This window comes from Curtobacterium flaccumfaciens, from assembly GCF_004361695.1.
Taxonomy (GTDB): domain Bacteria; phylum Actinomycetota; class Actinomycetes; order Actinomycetales; family Microbacteriaceae; genus Curtobacterium; species Curtobacterium flaccumfaciens_B.
This window is the reverse complement of sequence record NZ_SNVW01000007.1, coordinates 172643-189290: the sequence shown is the minus strand read 5'-3', so window position 1 is coordinate 189290 and position 16648 is coordinate 172643. Positions and strand designations below refer to the sequence as shown.

Here is a 16648-nt window from a genome sequence, read left to right as displayed (position 1 = left end):
CCGGCCCGTGGTGGGTCGGTCGCGCCCCCCCGGGGGGGGGGGCGGGGGGGGGGGGGGGGGGGCGCGGGGCGGGGGGGGGGGGGGGGCCCCCCCCCCCCCGCGCCTCCAGGCCACTGCCACCGGCGGTCGGCAGACCGCACCCGGCAGACCCACCCGGCAGTGCCGTCGTCAGGCGTCGGCGTCCGCCGGCGTCGCCGTGCGCACGCGTTGCGGCAGACCCGCGACCGCGGCGCGCCAGGCCCACGCCGCCCCGGCGAAGACCAGTGCCGTGACCACCCACAGCACCCAGGGCACGTCGGTGTCGAGCAAGCCGAGGGTGAGCGGGAAGAGCGCCATCCCGACCGAGCTCGCCGTCTGGAAGACCCCGATCGCCCGCCCGCGGATCCGGGGGTGCGGCGCCTCGGCCATCACGGCGTTCGCGGCCGGGAGCGCGACCATGTCCGCCACCGCGAGCACCACCGCGACGAGCGCGACGAACGACCAGGCCGCCGTGCCCTCGAGCGGTGGGAGCACGATGAGCGGCACCGCCGTCAGCCCGGTCAGCGCTGCCCCGACGGCCACCAGGACACCGCGGTCGAAGCCGGCGACCCACCGGGTGACCGAGGTCTGCAGGCAGGCGGCCAGCCCCGTCGCGACGGCGAACTGCACCGGGGCGACCGCAGCCGGCATGTGCCACCGCTCGACGAACAGCACGCTCAGCGCGACGTTCGGCAGGACCATCGCCGGGCCGATCAGGAACTGGCCGAGCGTGATGAGCCGCATCGACCGGTCGGCGGCGAACTCGCGGAGCGAACCCGTCCGGACGTCGTCGAGGCCGCGCGCCGCGGGTTCCACGGCCCGGGCGCCCCCGGTCCGCTGCGTCGCGAACACGACGGCGGCGGCGACGCTCGTCACCACGTTCGCGAGCACGAGCCACCGCAGACCGTCGTGCCCGCCGCCGGCCAGGGTGATCGCGGCCACCACCGCGCCGGCGCCGAGTGCGGCGGCCTTGGTCGCCTCGAGGAAGGCGAACCACCGCTCGAACGGGCGACCGTCGGAGAGGTCGTGCACGTACGCCGTCCACGACGTCCAGTAGAGGCGCTCCGACGCGTTCGCCAGGAAGATCGCCGCGAAGACCACGACCGGGTCGTGCGCGACGAGGTACAGGGCGAAGCCGGCGGCGGACAGCAGGTTGTTCGTGATCATCGACGCCCGGGCGCCGAACCGGTCGGTGAGCACACCGCCGAGCAGACCCACCGGCAGCGCGAGCAGGGACGCGACGGTGGAGAGCAGCCCGATCACGGCGAGCGAGAGGTCGGTCGTCAGGGTGAAGTAGACGATCGTCAACGGCAGCGTGAGGCCGGCGCCGATCGTGTCGACGAGGACCGCGAACGTGACGAAGCGGTGCTCGGTGAGCGTGGAGAACGAGGCCCGGAAGCGGGCGCGGATGGAGAACACGGGGAGTCCCTCGGAGTCGTCGCACGGCGTCGGTGCCGCGCGGGCGTACTGGAAGCGCGCGGACCGAGTGGTCCGCGTGGAGGGGGAGCCGGCTCTGGTGCCGGCTCAGCGCTTCGTTGCCATGACTCCGCTGTCGTGTCCGAGGTGTTCGGAAAGGTCTCCCGGTGACCGTAGCGCAGGAGTAGCCTCCCGCCAACCGAGCAGGGGAGACACCATGCAGTTCCTCGTCAACGTCATCGACGACGGGCAGGCCGAGGCCGCCGGCCGGACCGAGTCCGGCACGCAGGCCGAGATGGACGCGGTCGACGCGCTGAACGCGCGACTCGGTGACGCGATCGTGTTCGCGGCCGGGGTCTCCGCGCCCGCCGACGCCACCGTGGTCGACGCTCGCTCCGGCACGACCAGCACCACCCCAGGGCCGGCCGTCGCGTCGGACCGGTTCGTCGCCGGGTTCTGGGTCATGGACCTGCCGGATGCCGAGACGGCGCTCCGTGTGGCGGGTGAGGCGTCGGCGGCGTGCAACCGGACGATCGAGTTGCGCCCCCTCCTCTGACCCGCAGTCCGAGTGCCGCGCACGCCGCGGTCACCACTGCCGCTGTCACGAACACCGCCGGTGCGCCGGCCGGGCCGAGCAGTGCTCCCGCCGTGGCTGCTCCACCGGCCTGCCCGAGGACGAGTGCCACGAACAGCACTGACGTGCCCGCCGGAGCCCGGTCGGGGTCGATCTCGGTCGTCCACGCGATGAGGGCGCCGGTCGCTGCGGTGTAGCCCCAGCCGAACAGCGCGCAGGCCACGAGCGCGAGCACGGTCGACCGCGGGGCGGTCCCGAGCACGAGGACGGCGAGGGCCACCGCCGCGGTCGTGACGGCCCACTGCGCGCGGGCACGCAGCCGGCTGGTCCACCGCGCGGTCAGGACGACGGCCGCGCCGCCCAGACCGAGTGCGATCCACGCGGACACCGACACGAGGACCGGGGCGCCGGCGTCGACGAGGACCGAGCGGCCGTAGGTCCACACCACCGCCGACCCGGCACCGAAGAGCAGCGCGAGCGCGAGCACCGCGCCGTGTGCTCGCCACCACGCGGTGTCCGGCGCGGCGGTCCGGCTCGTCTGCTCCGATCGGCCGCCCCGCGTCGACGCGAGCAGCACGCCGCCGACCACGAGGGCGAACACGCCGGAGCACGCCCAGGCCGTCCGCCAGTCGGGCAGGAGCACGAGCGCGAGCACGCCGGCACCGACGAGGCCCGGGCCAGTGCCGGAGTTCACCACCGCCTGCGCGCGTCCCCGGGCTGCGCGGGGGAGCCGCTCGGTGACGAGCTGCACCAGGGCGGGCGAGGCGAGTCCGGCACCGGCCGAGGCCAGCACGGACGCGACGCCGAACGGCAGCGGCCCGGTGGCTGCCGCCATGCCGAGCGCGCCGCCACCGGCGACCACGGCCGCCACCGCGACGAGCACCCGGGGGGCCCGGGCTGCCAGCACGAACCCGGCCACCGCCGCCAGGCAGTACACCGCCGAGGCGCCGGACGAGATCCAGCCGGCGGCGTCCGCGCGCAGGGCGAGGTCGCGCTGCACGTCGGGCAGGAAGAGGCCGTAGGCGAGCCGCACGAGCCCGTACGTCGCGGCGATGAGCCCGAGGCCGGACGCGAGGAGGACCCGCTGTCGTGACGAAAACGATCGTTTCACTTTTGGGAGCCTAGGGTGCTTCCATGGCGATGCGTCCAGGAACCGAGCAGAAGCTCCTCGACGCCGCCGAGGAGCTCTTCTTCACCCGGGGCATCGCCGCGACACCGATCGACGCCGTGCTCGAACGCGCCGGGATCTCCAGCGCCACGCTCTACCGCGGGTACGCCAGCAAGGAGGCACTCGTCGCCGCGGCGCTCCGGCGCCGGCACGACGACTGGCTGGCGACGTGGGACCGCGTCGTCGCCGCGGCCCCGGACGACCGGAGCCGGCTGCTGTCGGTCTTCGACGCGCTCGACGCCTACCGGACCACGCCCGCCGGGTCGCGGTGGTGCGCGTTCCTCGGCACCGCCGCCGAGTACGTCGATGCGCCCGACGACGTCCGGGCCGTGCTCGACCTCGAGTCCGGGACCCTTCGCCGTCGGCTCCACGGGTACGCCGGGTCCCTGCTGGGGGAGCCGGACGAGGGGGCCGCTGCGGCGCTCGCCGACCAGCTGGTGCTCGTCGTGTCGGGGTACCTCGCGATGCGCCTGCGCGATCCGGCGCTCGGCACCGAGACCGCGCGGGCCGTCGCCGCGGTGCTGGTCGACGAGGCCGGCGCGGCGGCTGCCGGTCCGGAAGCGGCTGCCGACCCGGCGACGGCTGCCGACCCGGCGGCGGCTGCCGACCCGGCCGTGGTCAGCGCAACAGCGGCGCGACCTGCTCGGCCAGCAGCCCGAGACCGATGAGCAGCATGAGGACGCCGGACACCTTCGTCACCACGACGCTCGCCCGCGGTCGTGACCCGAGGATCCGCCGCGCCGCCAACGCGACGAGCAGGTAGACCACCGCGCAGTCGAGCAGGTGCAGGCTGCCGAGCACGCCCATCTGCACCGGCGCCGGCCAGCCGTGCGGTGACACGAACTGCGGCAGGAGCGCCAGCAGCAGCAGGACCCCCTTCGGGTTGATGCCGCTCACGCCGGCACCGCGGAGGAACCGGGTCCGCGCACTCGTCCCCACCGGGCGGTCACTGGCCGCGACGACGGCGCCGGTGCGTGCGAGCAACGTGCTGGCACCGAGGTACAGCAGGTACGCCGAGCCCGCCAGCGTCAGGATCGACAGCGCCGCCGGGTACTCCGTCACGAGCGCCCCGATGCCGAGCGCGACGACGACCACGACCACGACGTAGCCGCTCACCATGCCGAGGATCGACGGCACCACGGACCGTGGCTGCAGCCCGGCCGCGATGGCGTACGCCCAGTCCGCGCCGGGCGTCAGGGCGAGCAGGAGCGCCACCGTCCAGAACTGCAGCATCAGGGTCACGTCCACGAATCGAGACGCTACGGCGGATCGTGCGGAATGTGCTCCGGTCCTCCCGCGCGACACCCGGTTCGTCTGCAATGATTCCCGCCATGGACGCACTCGACCGGGAGATCCTCTCGCTGCTGCAGCACGACGGCCGGATGAGCGCCACCGATCTCGCCGCCGAGGTCGGGCTCAGCCTGTCGAGCTGCCACCGCCGACTGAAGGCGCTCGAGCAGTCCGGCGCGATCGAGCGCTACCGTGCCGTGGTCGCACCCGAGGCGGTCGGGCTGCACTTCGAGGCGATCGTGTTCGTCACCCTCGGCCGCACCGACCTCGAGACCATCGCCGGCTTCGAGGAGCGTGTCCGGGCGATGCCGAACGTGGTCGAGGCGCAGCGGCTCTTCGGTGACCCGGACTACCTCCTGCGTGTACTCACACGAGACCTCGCCGCCTACCAGGTCTTCTACGACACCGAACTCGGTACGTTGCCCGGTGTGCAGCGAATCTCCTCCACACTCGTGATGAAGCGCGTGACCTCCGACGGCACCGTCCCCCTCGGATGACCGGGTCGCGCGCCGCTCGGATCACCCGTCGGTCCCTGATCGTCGGCGGCGCGGCCGTGGTGGCCGCGGGCGCCGCCGCCGAGGCCGTCAACCTCCGACTCCTGCCCGGCCGGTCGACGATGTACCGGGTGCTCGGCCTCGACGGTCCGGCGGGCTCGGTCCCCGACGTCGACCCGGTGCCGTCCACCTCCGGGACGTTCGTCTCGACGGCGCGGAAGGGCACGACGGTCGGCTGGACCATCGCCGCGCCGTCGTCGGGCTCCCGCCTCCCGGTCGTCGTCGCCCTGCACGGCTACGGCAGCGACCACCGCGACTTCTTCGGCAGCCACCTCGGCTACGACCGCTTCCTGGCCGCCCACATCGCCGCCGGGGGAGCACCGTTCGCGATCGCCGCGGTCGACGGCGGCAACCGGTACTGGCACCGCCGCGCCGACGGCGACGACCCGGCCGCCATGGTCACCGACGAGTTCCTGCCGCTCCTCGCCCGTCGGGGGTTCGACACCGGACGCCTCGGATTCGTCGGGAACTCGATGGGTGGCTACGGTGCGCTCCACCTCGGCGGCGTGCTCGGGTCGTCCCGTGTCCGGGCGGTGTCGGCGATCAGCCCGGCGCTCTGGACGTCGGCGGGCGACACGGCGCGCGGGGCCTTCGACGACGCAGCCGACTTCCGCGCGAACACCGTCCTCGGGCGGCAGCACGCGCTCGACGGCGTCGCGGTGCGGGTCGACTGCGGCACCGGCGACGGCTTCGAACCGGCGGTCCGCACGTACGTCGACGGCTTCGCGACGCGACCCGCCGGTGGCTTCGAGGCCGGCGGCCACACGCACGACTACTGGCGGCGCATGGCGCCGCAGCAGCTCGCCTTCCTGGCGCACCACCTGCACGCCTGACCGGAGCGCTCCGCGGCGTCGGCCGTGGGTCAGGCGCGCCCGCGGTTGCGCCGGCGGATCTCCTTCGGCGCGCGGCCGGCCATGAACGACCGCGCCGGGTCGACGAGGAAGCCCTGCCGGAGTGCCTCGCGTCCGACGAGCATCCGGAAGCCCATCTGGTCGCGGTTGCTCAGCGTCACCTCGGCCTGGAACACGCGTCCGGCGAGGGCGATCTCGGTCAGGACGACGATCCGCTCCTGCGTGTGCCCGGTCGAGCTCCGGACGGTGCGCCGGTCGTGCACGTCGCACTCGATCGTGACGGCGTCCGCGTCGGTGTCCTGCCACGGGTGCACCGAGAACCGCACCCGGTCGCCGGGGAGTTCCTCGAGGTCGAACGCGTGCAGTGCCGAGCTCCGGGCACCGGTGTCGAGCTTGACCTTGATCCACGGGATCCCGAGGTCGGGCAACCCCGCCCACTCCCGCCACCCGGCGACGACGAGACCGCCGTTCGGGGACTTCGGAGCGCGGGCCATGTGCCCATCCTGTCGCATGCTTGGATGGAGCGTCGTCGCCCCCTCGTGACCCACACCCCGCCGTACCCCACACCCCGCGGAGCCGCACCGATGAAACTCGCCATCCTGTCGCGTGCCCCGCACGCCTACTCGACGGAGCGCCTCCGCGCCGCTGCGATCGACCGGGGCCACGAGGTGAAGGTGCTCAACACCCTGCGGTTCGCGATCGACCTGTCCGGCGAGGACCCCGACCTGCTCTACCGCGGCAAGCTCCTCAGCGACTACGACGCCGTCCTGCCGCGCATCGGGAACTCGATCACCTACTACGGCACCGCCGTGGTCCGGCAGTTCGAGCAGATGGACGTCTACACGCCGAACACCGCGACGGGCATCACGAACTCGCGCGACAAGCTCCGCGCGAACCAGATCCTGTCCCGGCACCACATCGGCATGCCGGCGACGACGTTCGTGAACAGCCGGGCCGACGTCCGCGGCGCGATCGAACGGGTCGGCGGGGCGCCGGTCGTGATCAAGCTGCTCGAGGGCACGCAGGGCATCGGCGTGATCCTGGCGCCGGAGGAGAAGGTGGCGGAGTCGATCGTCGAGACGCTGCACTCGACGAAGCAGAACGTCCTCATCCAGTCCTTCATCTCGGAGAGCCGCGGCAAGGACATCCGCGCCCTCGTGGTCGGCGACCGTGTGGTCGCGGCCATGCGGCGGAGTGCGTCCGGCGACGAGTTCCGGTCGAACGTGCACCGCGGTGGGACGGTCGAGAAGGTCACCCTGACGCCCGAGTACGAAGAGGCCGCTGTCCGTTCGGCGCAGATCATGGGTCTGCGGGTCGCGGGCGTCGACATGCTCGAGGGCAACGACGGCCCCCTCGTGATGGAGGTCAACTCGTCGCCCGGGCTCGAGGGCATCGAGCGTGCGACCGGTCTCGACGTCGCCGGCGCGATCATCGACTTCATCGGCAACCAGGTCGCGTTCCCGGAGATCGACGTCCGCCAGCGGCTGACCGTCTCGACGGGGTACGGCGTGGCCGAACTCCTCGTGCACACCAACGCGGAACTGGTCGGGAAGACGATCAAGGAGTCCGGCCTGTGGGACCGCGACATCACCGTGCTGACCCTGCACCGCGGCGCCACCGTCATCCCGAACCCCCGCAGCGGCGTCGAGCTGCAGGCCAGCGACCGCCTGCTCTGCTTCGGCAAGCTCGAGGAGATGCGGTCGATGGTGCCCGACCGCCGACGCCGTCGGAGCAAGGTCCGGAAGCTCCCGAAGGACGCCTGACACCACCCGATCAGCGCACCCGGATCGCGCGTACAGGCGGAATGGGGAAGTATGTGTCGGTGACGATCATGACGGAACGGCCGGTCGACCAGGCGACGAGCAGCGATCAGGAGCGGCCGGGCAACGCCACGGCGAAGCACCAGAACGTCTCGCTGCTGTCCGTGGCGACGACCACGGCCGAGCGGGTGACGACCTCCGCGGACATCGAGGCGCGCCTCCGCGGCGTCCTCCGTCGCCTCCGCCTGCCGATGGGCCTGCTCGAACGCGTCGCCGGTGTCACCGAGCGCCGCAACTGGGGCGAGGGCCAGACCTTCCAGGACGCCGCGATCGACGCGGGCCGCCGTGCGATGGCCGAAGCGGGTGTCCGCCCCGAGGACATCGGCCTGCTCATCAACACGTCGGTGACCCGGCCGCACCTCGAGCCGTCCGTCGCGGTCCGCCTGCACCACGGGCTCGGCCTGCCGACGTCGGCGATCAACTTCGACATCGCGAACGCGTGCCTCGGGTTCGTCAACGCGATGAGCGTCGCCGCGGGCATGATCGACTCCGGCCAGATCAAGTACGCCCTCGTCGTCGACGGCGAGGACGCCGACCAGGTGCAGCTCAACACGATCGACCGCCTCAACCAGGGCGGCCGGAACCGCAAGGACTTCATGAGCGAGTTCGCGAGCCTGACCCTCGGGTCCGGTGCCGCGGCCGCCGTGCTCGGCCCGTCCGACGCCCACCCCGAGGGGCACCGCATCGTCGGCGGCGTCACCCGCGCGGCGACGCAGTGGTACGACCTCTGCGTCGGCAGTGTCGACGGCATGTTCACCGACGCGAAGATGCTGCTGAAGGGCGGCATGGAGCTCGTGGTCGCCGCCTGGAACGAGGCCCGGGCACACTTCGACTGGGCCGACATGGACCGGTACGTGCTGCACCAGGTCTCCGACGTGCACACGAACGCCTTCGTCGAGGCGATCGGCATCCCGCGCGACAAGGTCCCGACGACCTACCAGCGGTACGGCAACGTCGGTCCGGCGTCGATCCCGATCACCCTGGCGGACGAGGTCGCGAACGGCGGCATCACCCGCGGCGACCGGGTGTTCCTCGGCGGTGTGGGTTCCGGCATCAACACGGCGATGATGGAACTGCGCTGGTGAGGTCCGGCCTCCCGCGCGTCGCCGCTGCCACGGCTCCGGCGACGCTCCCGCCGCCCCTGCCCGGACTCGACCCCGCGTGGTCGCGTCTGGTGACCGTCCCCGGTGTCGCTGCTGACGGACCGGGAGGCACGGCTCGCCCCGCGCGCACCTGGCACGTCCTCGACACGGCCGGTTCCCTCGACGCGCTCGGCGTGCGCCCGGTGGGCACCCTGCTCTGCGTGCACGGCAACCCGACGTGGTCCTACCTGTGGCGGTCGGTCGCCGCGCGGTCGCTCGAGGTCGCCCGTCAGGGTGGTCCGGCGTGGCGCGTCGTCGCCGTCGACCAGCTCGACATGGGCTTCTCGGAGCGCACCGGTCGCCAGCGCGGGCTTCCCGAACGCGTCCGCGACCTCGGCGCACTGACCGACGAACTCGGACTCGTCGGTCCGGTGGTGACCCTCGGCCACGACTGGGGCGGCGTCGTCTCGCTCGGCTGGGCCGTCGACCACCCGGACCTCGTGGTGGCGCTCGCGACGTGCAACACCGCCGTGCACCAGCCCGCCGACGCCCCGATCCCGGCGCCGCTCCGGCTGGCGCTCGGTCCGGGGCTCCTCGGCCGGGCGACCGTCGTGACGCCGGCGTTCCTCGAGACGACGCTCGCGATCGCACACCCGAAGCTCGACCGTCCGACGGCCGACGCGTACCGGGCGCCGTACCGCGGGGCTGCCCGTCGCGGGGGGATCGGCGGGTTCGTCGCCGACATCCCCGTCGACCAGACGCACCCGAGCGCCCCCGAACTCGACCGGATCGCCGCGGGGGTCGCGGCGCTCGACGTCCCCGCGCTCCTCATGTGGGGCCCGCGCGACCCCGTGTTCCTCGAGCGGTACCTCGACGACCTCGTCGAGCGGCTGCCGCAGGCCGACGTCCACCGCTTCGAGGGCGCCGGGCACCTGCTGCCGGACGACGCCGACGTCGCCGGAACGGTCTTCGAGTGGCTCGGTGACCACCTGCCGGACGGCCACGCGCCCGCGGGGGACGAGCCGCGCCTCCAGGCCGACACCGACCCGGTGACGGACGCGAGCCGCCCCCTGTGGGCAGCACTCGACGACCTGCGCGACAGCGACGAGCCCGCGCTCGTCGAGATGGCCGCACCCGGCGGTGTCCGCACCGTCTCGTGGCGGCTGCTCGCGCGCCGGGTCGAGGAGATCGCGGCCGGACTCGCGGACCTCGGCGTCCGCCCCGGTGACCGCGTCTCGTTGCTCGTCACGCCGGGAGCCGACCTCACCGCCGTCCTCTACGCCTGCGTCCGGATCGGCGCGGTCGTCGTCGTGGCCGATGCCGGACTCGGCCTGCGCGGGCTGACCCGTGCCGTCCGCGGAGCCCGTCCGGACTGGGTCATCGGCGCCCTGCCCGGTCTCGGTGCCGCACGCGCGCTCGGGTGGCCGGGCCGCCGCATCGCGACCGTCTCGCTGCCCGCCGCCGCACGTCGGGCGCTCCGTGTCGAGCACATTCTCGTCGACGTCGCTCGTCGTGGTGCGACGAGGCTCGCGGCGGGTGCGGCCCTGCCGGCCGTCCCCGCGTCGGACGCACCCGCGGCGGTCCTCTTCACCTCCGGGTCGACCGGGCCGGCGAAGGGCGTCGTGTACACGCACGGGCAGCTCGGCGCCGTCCGCGACGCCCTCGCGACCCAGTACGACATCGGCGTCGGCACCGGCCTCGTCGCCGGGTTCGCGCCGTTCGCCCTGCTCGGGCCGGCGCTCGGTGCACGGTCCGTGGCACCGGACATGGACGTCACCGCACCCCGGACGCTCACGGCGACGGCGGTCGCGGCGTCCGTGACGGCCGCCGACGCGACCGTGGTGTTCCTGTCGCCGGCGGCGCTCGCGAACGTCGTGTCGACCGCGTCCGGGCTGACGGACGCCGACCGAGCGGCACTCGGCCGCGTGCGGCTGTTCCTGTCGGCGGGCGCCCCCGTGTCGGCCGCGCTGCTGACCGCGGCGACCGGCCTCATGCCGAACGCGAGCGCGCACACCCCCTACGGCATGACCGAGGGGCTGCTCATGACGGACGTCGACCTCGACGGGGTGCTGGCCGCGTCGGAGTCCGCCGACGAGGGGATCTGCGTCGGGGTCCCGGCCGCGAACGTGCACGTCCGGATCGCGCCGCTCGACGACGTCGGACGGCCGACCGGGTCCCCGACCGACGCAGCCGGCGTCACCGGCGAGATCGTCGTCGTGGCACCGCACGTGCGGGAGCGGTACGACCGGCTCTGGCGGACGAACCGGGTGTCGCGGCTCGGCGTGGACGACCCCCGCGGGCACCGCACCGGTGACGTCGGACACCTCGACGCGTCGGGGCGGCTCTGGGTCGAGGGACGACTGCAGCACGTGCTCACCACCCCGTCCGGCGTCGTCACACCGGTCGGGCCCGAGCAGCGCATCGAGCGCGTCGACGGCGTCGGGCGAGCGGGTCTCGCGGGCATCGGGCCGAGCGGCACGCAGCAGGCCGTCGCCGTCGTCGAGACCACCGAACCGCGCCCGCGTCGCCGTGGCCGTCGCCGTCGCCGTCCGGGGCTCGCCGACCCCGCGCTGGCCGCAGCCGTGCGGGCCGCCGCGGGGATCCCCCTCGCCGCGGTGCTGACCGTGCCGGTGCTGCCGACGGACATCCGGCACAACTCGAAGGTCGACCGTGCGCGGCTGTCCCGGTGGGCGGCGTCGGTGCTCTCCGGTGGACGGATGGTCCGGCCGTGATCGGCGCGGCCGGTGCGTGCGGCGCGTGCGGCGCGTGCGGTGCGTTCTCACGCGCTCAGCGACACTTCACGGGCCGTCGGGCGCGTGAACTGTCGCTCAGCGCGAAACGGCGAACCGCCGCGGTGCTCTCCGGCGGACGGACGGTCCGGCTGTGATCGTCCTCGTCACCGGCGCCAGCGGGTTCCTCGGGCAGGCGACGGCCGCGGCCGTGCGGGACGCCGGGCACGAGGTCTGGACGTTCCAGCGTCGGCCCTCCGGGGTGTCCGGGGTGTCGGACGTGCTCGGCTCGATGACCGACCCCGACGCGCTCCGGCGTGCGGTCGACGGTGTCGAGGCCGTCGTGCACCTCGCCGCGAAGGTCTCCCTCGCCGGCGACCCGGCCGACTTCGTCCGCGTCAACGTCGACGGCACCCGTGCCCTCGTCGACGCAGCCCGTCGGGCGGGCGTCCGCCGCTTCGTGTTCGTCTCCTCGCCCTCCGTCGCGCACACCGGCTCGTCGCTCGTCGGCGCAGGGGCCGGTCCGGCCGAGCCGGAACGTGCCCGCGGCGACTACGCCCGCACGAAGGCCGCGGCCGAGCTCGTCGCGCTCGACGCCGACGCCCCGGACTTCGCGGTCGTCGCGATCCGGCCGCACCTGGTGTGGGGGCCGGGCGACACACAACTCGTCGGACGGATCGTCGACCGCGCCCGGACGGGCCGGCTACCGGTGCTCGACTCGGGCGCCGCACTCATCGACACGCTCTACGTGGACAACGCCGCGTCCGCGATGGTCGCCGCGCTGGCGCACGCCGCCGACGAGGACGTGCACGGGAACGCCTACGTCGTGACGAACGGTGAGCCGAGGCCCGTCGCCGAACTGCTCGCCGGGATCTGCACGGCGTCCGGGGTGCCGGCGCCGCGGGTGCACGTGCCGGCCGGGGTCGCTCGGGTCGCCGGGTCCCTCGTCGAGGCCGTGTGGCGGGTCCGCCCGGGCCAGGACGAGCCGCCGATGACCCGGTTCCTCGCCGAGCAGCTGTCGACGGCGCACTGGTTCGACCAGCGCCGGACCCGTCGTGACCTGCAGTGGACCCCGGCGGTGTCGATCGACGAGGGCCTGGCGCGGCTGGCGGCGGCCGCGCGCTGACGCAGCCGCGCGGCGGTCAGGCCTGGTCGGCCGCCACGTACACCCAGGCGATCCGACCCGACGTGAGCGTGACCCGGACGCGCTGGTAGTCCGCGACCTCGTAGCCGTCGACCGCGCGGAGCTGCCACGCGTACGGGAGTGCGAGGACCGATCCCTCGACGACGTCACTCGACGAACCGCGTCGGAGGATCGGGTGCCGGTCCGACCCACTCGTCCGGATGACGTCCGGATCGGTGATCGTCACCCAGTCCAGCCGCCAGCCGGGGAGCGCGTCCGGTTCGGTCGGCACGTGCTCGCCGAACAGGGACTCCTGCACGAGCGGCTGCCGCAGCGTGCCGTACGAGAACACGCGCTGGGTCTGCCCGGGGAACCGTGCGGGCTGTCCGATCGGCTTCGGACCGATCGTGGGCGTCGCCGTCCAGACGAGCGCCCCCGCGACCCCTGTCAACCCGAGGTGCAGCAGCCCGAAGGCCACGAGGATGCCACCCCAACCGGTGCCGTCGACCGACAGGCCGATGACGCCGACGACGAGGCAGACGAGCGCGAACGCGCCCAGACCGAGGACCCAGCGCTGGCCGGGGAAGAGACGCTTCACGTCGCGAGGGTAGCGGACTGGAGGCGCGGATCACGCGAGCCGATCGGCTCGCGTGATCCGCGCCTCCAGGCCCGGAACGGCGTCAGCCGCACCAGGCCCGGAACGGCGTCAGCCGCAGAACTCGTACGGGACGGTCGCGAAGGAGCTGACCCACACGGTCCCGATGGTCTGGGCGTCCTCCGCGGTCTGGAAGGTGATGTGGTACCCGTTCCGCTCGATCGTCCACATCGAGAACGACTCGTTCGGGTCGGGGAAGATCTGCGACTGGACGAACGTGAGGTCGGGGTATGCCGCCCGGAGGTCGTCCAGCCGGCTGCCCGCACCGAAGCCCTCGGCCGTCGTCGGTCCGCTCGCCTCGGTCGACGTCGACGCCCCGATCGCGACGCCCCACACCGTCCCGTCCTTCTCGACGACCGTCAGCGGTGCGGAACCGTCCCGCTGCCAGTCGGTGATCGTCGGGCTCGGGCAGGCGTTCTCGACCACGCGCGAGTACGCGCCGTCGAGATCGTCGAGTTCGCCGGCGATCGGTCCGCCGAGCGCGATGGGCCCGACCTCGGAGCCGGAGATCGTCCAGGTGGACGGATCCGTGGCGGAGTACGGCGGTCGGGTCGACTCCGGTGACGGCGTCGCGGTGGGCGTCGGACGTCCCACGACCGGTGCGCCGGACGGCGTCTCGGTCGGGACGGGCTCGGTGGTGGGCGTCGCGGTCGGGACCGGTTCCGCCGTGATCGACGTCGGGATGAGGCCGAGCGCGACCCCACCGCCGGCCACGCCGAGCAGGAGCACCCCGACGACGCCGATCGCGATGCCGGCGCGACGGCCGTGTCGCTTCGGGCGAGGGGTGGCCCGCTCGAGGACGTTCTGCTTCATCGAGACGAGCATGCGCTGCAGGTCGTCTCCCTCGGGGGGTTCAGTGTTCATCGTGCGTCACCGCCTTCTTGAGTCGTCGGCGGGACCGGGAGACCCGCTGGGTGACCGCTCCGACGCTGAGTCCGAGCAGTTGGGCTGCCTCCGCGTAGGAGTACCCCTGCAGGAGGCAGAGTTCGCAGATGCGGCGGTCGGTGTCCGAGAGCGCGGCGATCTCGTCGCGCACCCAGCGGAGCTGTTCGGCGGCCTCCGTCGTGTCGCCGGGAGCAGCGAGCTCGACGGGGAGTTCGTCGCCGGCGTTCTTCGCGGTGCGGCGGCCGGCGTTCCTGGCGTGGTTGCGGCACACGACCAGCAACCACGGCAGGAGGGTGCCGGTCGGCAGCTGGAGCCCGTCGGCTCGTTGCCAGAGGGTCAGGAACGTGTCCTGCACGATCTCCTCGACGTCCTGCCGACTGCTCGCGATCGCCCACGCGTACCGGGTGAGTGTCGGCGCGAACCGGTCGAACGCGGTCGCGAGCGCTGCTCTGTCCCCCGAGGCGAGGCGCCGTGCGAGGCCGGCGTCGTCTTCTGCGGTGTTGTCCACGGTGCTCCCTTCACTTGGACAATGTCGGGGGAACGCCGAACATGACAAGGATCACGACGCGAGTCGTCCGCGTCGTGATCCATGTGTGATGTGCCGGGGTGTCAGCGGTGCCGCTTCGCTGCCTTCGCGATCTTCTTGCCGAGCTTCTTCCGGCCCTTGCGGGCGTGCGGGTCGTTCCAGATCCTCCGCGCGGTCTCGGCCTTGGACGTCTTGATCACGGGCCGGTTGGCACGGGACCCGAACCAGAAGCCGACGAGGACGACGGCGCCGATGAGGATGATGCGGTTGCGCATGGTGGTGCTCCTTCGTTGGTGGTGCACGGGGTCGGCGCGTCAGCCGGTGAAGCGGTTCCAGAGTTCGGTGACGATCGGCCACACGTCGCCGGCGCGGTCGGCGGACCCGATGGCGACGAGCACGATCGGGACGACCGTGACCGCGATGGACACGAGGACGGCGAGCACGACGGCCGAGGCGGCGGTCGCGGTGTGCCGTCGGGTGAACGCGAGGACGAGCAGCGCGAGGACGACCAGCGACCCCGCGATGGTCACGAGCGCGACGCGCACGAACGGGAACGGCACGAGTCCTGAGGTGGTGGCGGTGACGCCGCCGAGGAACCCGACGAGGGGCAGGAACGCGCCGAGCGCGGTGCCGAGGACCAGGACGACGCCGATGCCGCCCGCGATCCACACCCCGCGCGGACGCGGCCGACGGAGCTTCGTCCGGCGGTTCCCGGACCAGGCGGTGGTCACGGCTGCTCCCGGCGGTGGCGAGCGGCGTCGCTCTCGGGTGCGGCGTCGGTTTCGGGCGTGGCGGCGATGACGGGTGCGGCGTCGGTGACGGCCGTCGCGGCGGCGTCGGCGGACTCCGCGGCAGCGGATGCGGCGTCCTCGGCGGCGTCGGCAGCGACCTCGGCGGCGTCGGCTGCGGCAGCGGCGCGGACGGCGGGGTCCTCGGCTGCTGCGGCGTGCCCGGTCCCCTCGGCGGTCCCCTCGGTGGTCGCGTCGGGCACCGTCGCGCCGGCTGCTGCGTCGGGCACCGTCGCGTCGGCTGCTGCGTCGCGCACCGTCCCGACGGCGTCGGCGGCACGGTCCGTCGCGGTCTCGGCAGCGTCGACCACCACGTCGCGCGCCTGCTCGGCCGCGTCCTTCGCGGACGACGCCGCGTCGGCGGCCTGCTCGGACGCCCGGGCGAGGGACTCCGCAGCGGCGTCGCGGACACGCTCGGCGGTGTCGGTGGTGCTGTCGACGGCGCGCTTCGTGGCGTCGGCGGTCGCGCTCGCCGCCTGCTGGGTGGCCTCGGCGGTGGCGTCCGCCGCACGCTTCGTCACGTCGGCGGTCGCCGATGCGGCGCGCTTCGTGGCGTCGGCGGTGGCGTCCGCGGTGCGCTTCGTCACGTCGGCGGTCGCCGCGGCAGCGCGCTTGGTCGCGTCCGCGGTGGTCTCGGCGGCCTGCTTGACGGCGTCGCCGGTGGTCTCTGCAGCCTGCTTCACCGCGTCGCTGGTCGTCTCGGCGGCCTGCTTCACGGCGTCGGTCGCGGCCTCGGTCGCGCGGCCGAGCGGCGACTGCTCATCGTCGAAGGGACCGTGCACGTCGAGGACACGGACGTCCACGCTCGTCGGCAGCTCGGACACCTGCCGGGTCGCGGCGGTCACCTGCTTGCGCACCTCGTCGGCGACGCTGATCACCGGTTCCGGGTAGGTGACGACGATGGAGACCTGCACGCCGAGCACGCCGTCGTCCTCGTCGACCTGCACGCCGGCGGTGCCCGCGCTCCGGCCGAGCTGCTTGCGGAACTGGTCGGCGGCCCGGGCGGCGATCCCGCCGAGGTGGTGCACGCCCGGCACGCCGAGCGCGGTCTCCGCTGCCGTCCGGGCGACGATCGTGACGGTGCTCGCGTCGTCGGGCAACGGTTCGGTGAGCTCCGCGGGCAGTGCCACCTCGGTGACCTGCGTGTGCGCGTTCGGGTCGTGCTGCAT

Annotated in this window: 18 protein-coding genes; 8 read left to right on the top strand and 10 right to left on the bottom strand. The window is 73.7% G+C overall.

Features of this window, described 5'->3' with window-relative positions; genetic code table 11:
- Positions 1-168: 168 nt before the first annotated feature.
- Positions 169-1437 (bottom strand): MFS transporter, encoded by a 1269-nt coding sequence (locus EDF64_RS11835; protein ID WP_133520174.1) that lies wholly within the window; start codon positions 1435-1437, stop codon positions 169-171.
- Between the two features lie 214 nt (positions 1438-1651).
- On the opposite strand from EDF64_RS11835, the gene EDF64_RS11830 reads away from it, so the two are divergent.
- A complete protein-coding gene (locus tag EDF64_RS11830) occupies positions 1652-1990 on the top strand; it encodes a YciI family protein (RefSeq protein WP_133520173.1) in 339 nt (112 codons plus the stop codon).
- Here EDF64_RS11830 and EDF64_RS11825 read toward each other — a convergent pair.
- Positions 1896-3119, bottom strand: coding sequence for an MFS transporter (locus EDF64_RS11825; RefSeq protein ID WP_166645704.1), 1224 nt, complete (start codon positions 3117-3119; stop codon positions 1896-1898). The genes EDF64_RS11830 and EDF64_RS11825 overlap by 95 nt on opposite strands.
- A gap of 23 nt (positions 3120-3142) precedes the next feature.
- Between EDF64_RS11825 and EDF64_RS11820 the strand changes: the two genes are divergently transcribed.
- Complete coding sequence (locus tag EDF64_RS11820) at positions 3143-3844, top strand: TetR/AcrR family transcriptional regulator (protein WP_133520171.1); 702 nt, start codon at positions 3143-3145, stop codon at positions 3842-3844.
- Here the strand turns inward: EDF64_RS11820 and EDF64_RS11815 are convergent.
- On the bottom strand, positions 3795-4424 hold the full coding sequence (locus EDF64_RS11815; protein WP_208108896.1) for a LysE family translocator: 630 nt from the start codon (positions 4422-4424) through the stop codon (positions 3795-3797). The two genes, EDF64_RS11820 and EDF64_RS11815, sit on opposite strands and share 50 nt — an antisense overlap.
- Before the next feature lie 83 nt (positions 4425-4507).
- On the opposite strand from EDF64_RS11815, the gene EDF64_RS11810 reads away from it, so the two are divergent.
- Together EDF64_RS11810 and EDF64_RS11805 are read left to right on the top strand one after the other, a co-directional pair.
- The gene (locus EDF64_RS11810) at positions 4508-4963 is read left to right on the top strand and encodes an Lrp/AsnC family transcriptional regulator (RefSeq protein ID WP_133520170.1); all 456 of its coding nucleotides are present in this window, start codon (positions 4508-4510) and stop codon (positions 4961-4963) included.
- On the top strand, positions 4960-5853 hold the full coding sequence (locus EDF64_RS11805; protein ID WP_133520169.1) for an alpha/beta hydrolase: 894 nt from the start codon (positions 4960-4962) through the stop codon (positions 5851-5853). Before EDF64_RS11810 ends, EDF64_RS11805 begins: the two co-directional genes overlap by 4 nt.
- A 29-nt stretch (positions 5854-5882) precedes the next feature.
- Here the strand turns inward: EDF64_RS11805 and EDF64_RS11800 are convergent, their stop codons facing one another.
- Complete coding sequence (locus tag EDF64_RS11800) at positions 5883-6365, bottom strand: ATP-dependent zinc protease family protein (protein WP_133520168.1); 483 nt, start codon at positions 6363-6365, stop codon at positions 5883-5885.
- A 90-nt stretch (positions 6366-6455) separates the two neighbouring features.
- Between EDF64_RS11800 and rimK the strand changes: the two genes are divergently transcribed.
- The 4 genes from rimK to EDF64_RS11780 all read left to right on the top strand — a co-directional run bounded on the left by rimK (position 6456) and on the right by EDF64_RS11780 (position 12628).
- Positions 6456-7634: a 30S ribosomal protein S6--L-glutamate ligase gene (gene rimK / locus EDF64_RS11795; RefSeq protein WP_133520167.1), complete on the top strand. Its 1179-nt coding sequence runs from the start codon at positions 6456-6458 to the stop codon at positions 7632-7634.
- Between the two features lie 68 nt (positions 7635-7702).
- Entirely contained in the window at positions 7703-8776 is a 1074-nt protein-coding gene (locus EDF64_RS11790) for a 3-oxoacyl-ACP synthase III (protein WP_133520197.1), read from the top strand.
- Positions 8773-11505: an alpha/beta fold hydrolase gene (locus EDF64_RS11785; protein WP_133520166.1), complete on the top strand. Its 2733-nt coding sequence runs from the start codon at positions 8773-8775 to the stop codon at positions 11503-11505. Before EDF64_RS11790 ends, EDF64_RS11785 begins: the two co-directional genes overlap by 4 nt.
- 151 nt (positions 11506-11656) lie before the next feature.
- Complete coding sequence (locus tag EDF64_RS11780; protein WP_133520165.1) at positions 11657-12628, top strand: NAD-dependent epimerase/dehydratase family protein; 972 nt, start codon at positions 11657-11659, stop codon at positions 12626-12628.
- Positions 12629-12644: 16 nt separating this feature from the next.
- Here the strand turns inward: EDF64_RS11780 and EDF64_RS18515 are convergent, their stop codons facing one another.
- The 6 genes from EDF64_RS18515 to EDF64_RS11750 all read right to left on the bottom strand — a co-directional run bounded on the left by EDF64_RS18515 (position 12645) and on the right by EDF64_RS11750 (position 16648).
- On the bottom strand, positions 12645-13223 hold the full coding sequence (locus EDF64_RS18515) for a gamma-glutamylcyclotransferase family protein (RefSeq protein WP_243736366.1): 579 nt from the start codon (positions 13221-13223) through the stop codon (positions 12645-12647).
- A gap of 108 nt (positions 13224-13331) precedes the next feature.
- Positions 13332-14144, bottom strand: coding sequence for a hypothetical protein (locus tag EDF64_RS11770; RefSeq protein ID WP_133520164.1), 813 nt, complete (start codon positions 14142-14144; stop codon positions 13332-13334).
- Positions 14134-14673, bottom strand: a complete 540-nt coding sequence (locus EDF64_RS11765) for an RNA polymerase sigma factor (protein ID WP_133520163.1) — start codon at positions 14671-14673, stop codon at positions 14134-14136. Before EDF64_RS11765 ends, EDF64_RS11770 begins: the two co-directional genes overlap by 11 nt.
- A gap of 101 nt (positions 14674-14774) precedes the next feature.
- Positions 14775-14966, bottom strand: a complete 192-nt coding sequence (locus EDF64_RS11760) for a hypothetical protein (protein WP_133520162.1) — start codon at positions 14964-14966, stop codon at positions 14775-14777.
- Between the two features lie 39 nt (positions 14967-15005).
- Positions 15006-15422, bottom strand: coding sequence for an MFS transporter permease (locus EDF64_RS11755; protein WP_133520161.1), 417 nt, complete (start codon positions 15420-15422; stop codon positions 15006-15008).
- Positions 15419-16648, bottom strand: a complete 1230-nt coding sequence (locus tag EDF64_RS11750; protein WP_133520160.1) for an Asp23/Gls24 family envelope stress response protein — start codon at positions 16646-16648, stop codon at positions 15419-15421. The genes EDF64_RS11755 and EDF64_RS11750 overlap by 4 nt, the downstream gene beginning before the upstream one ends.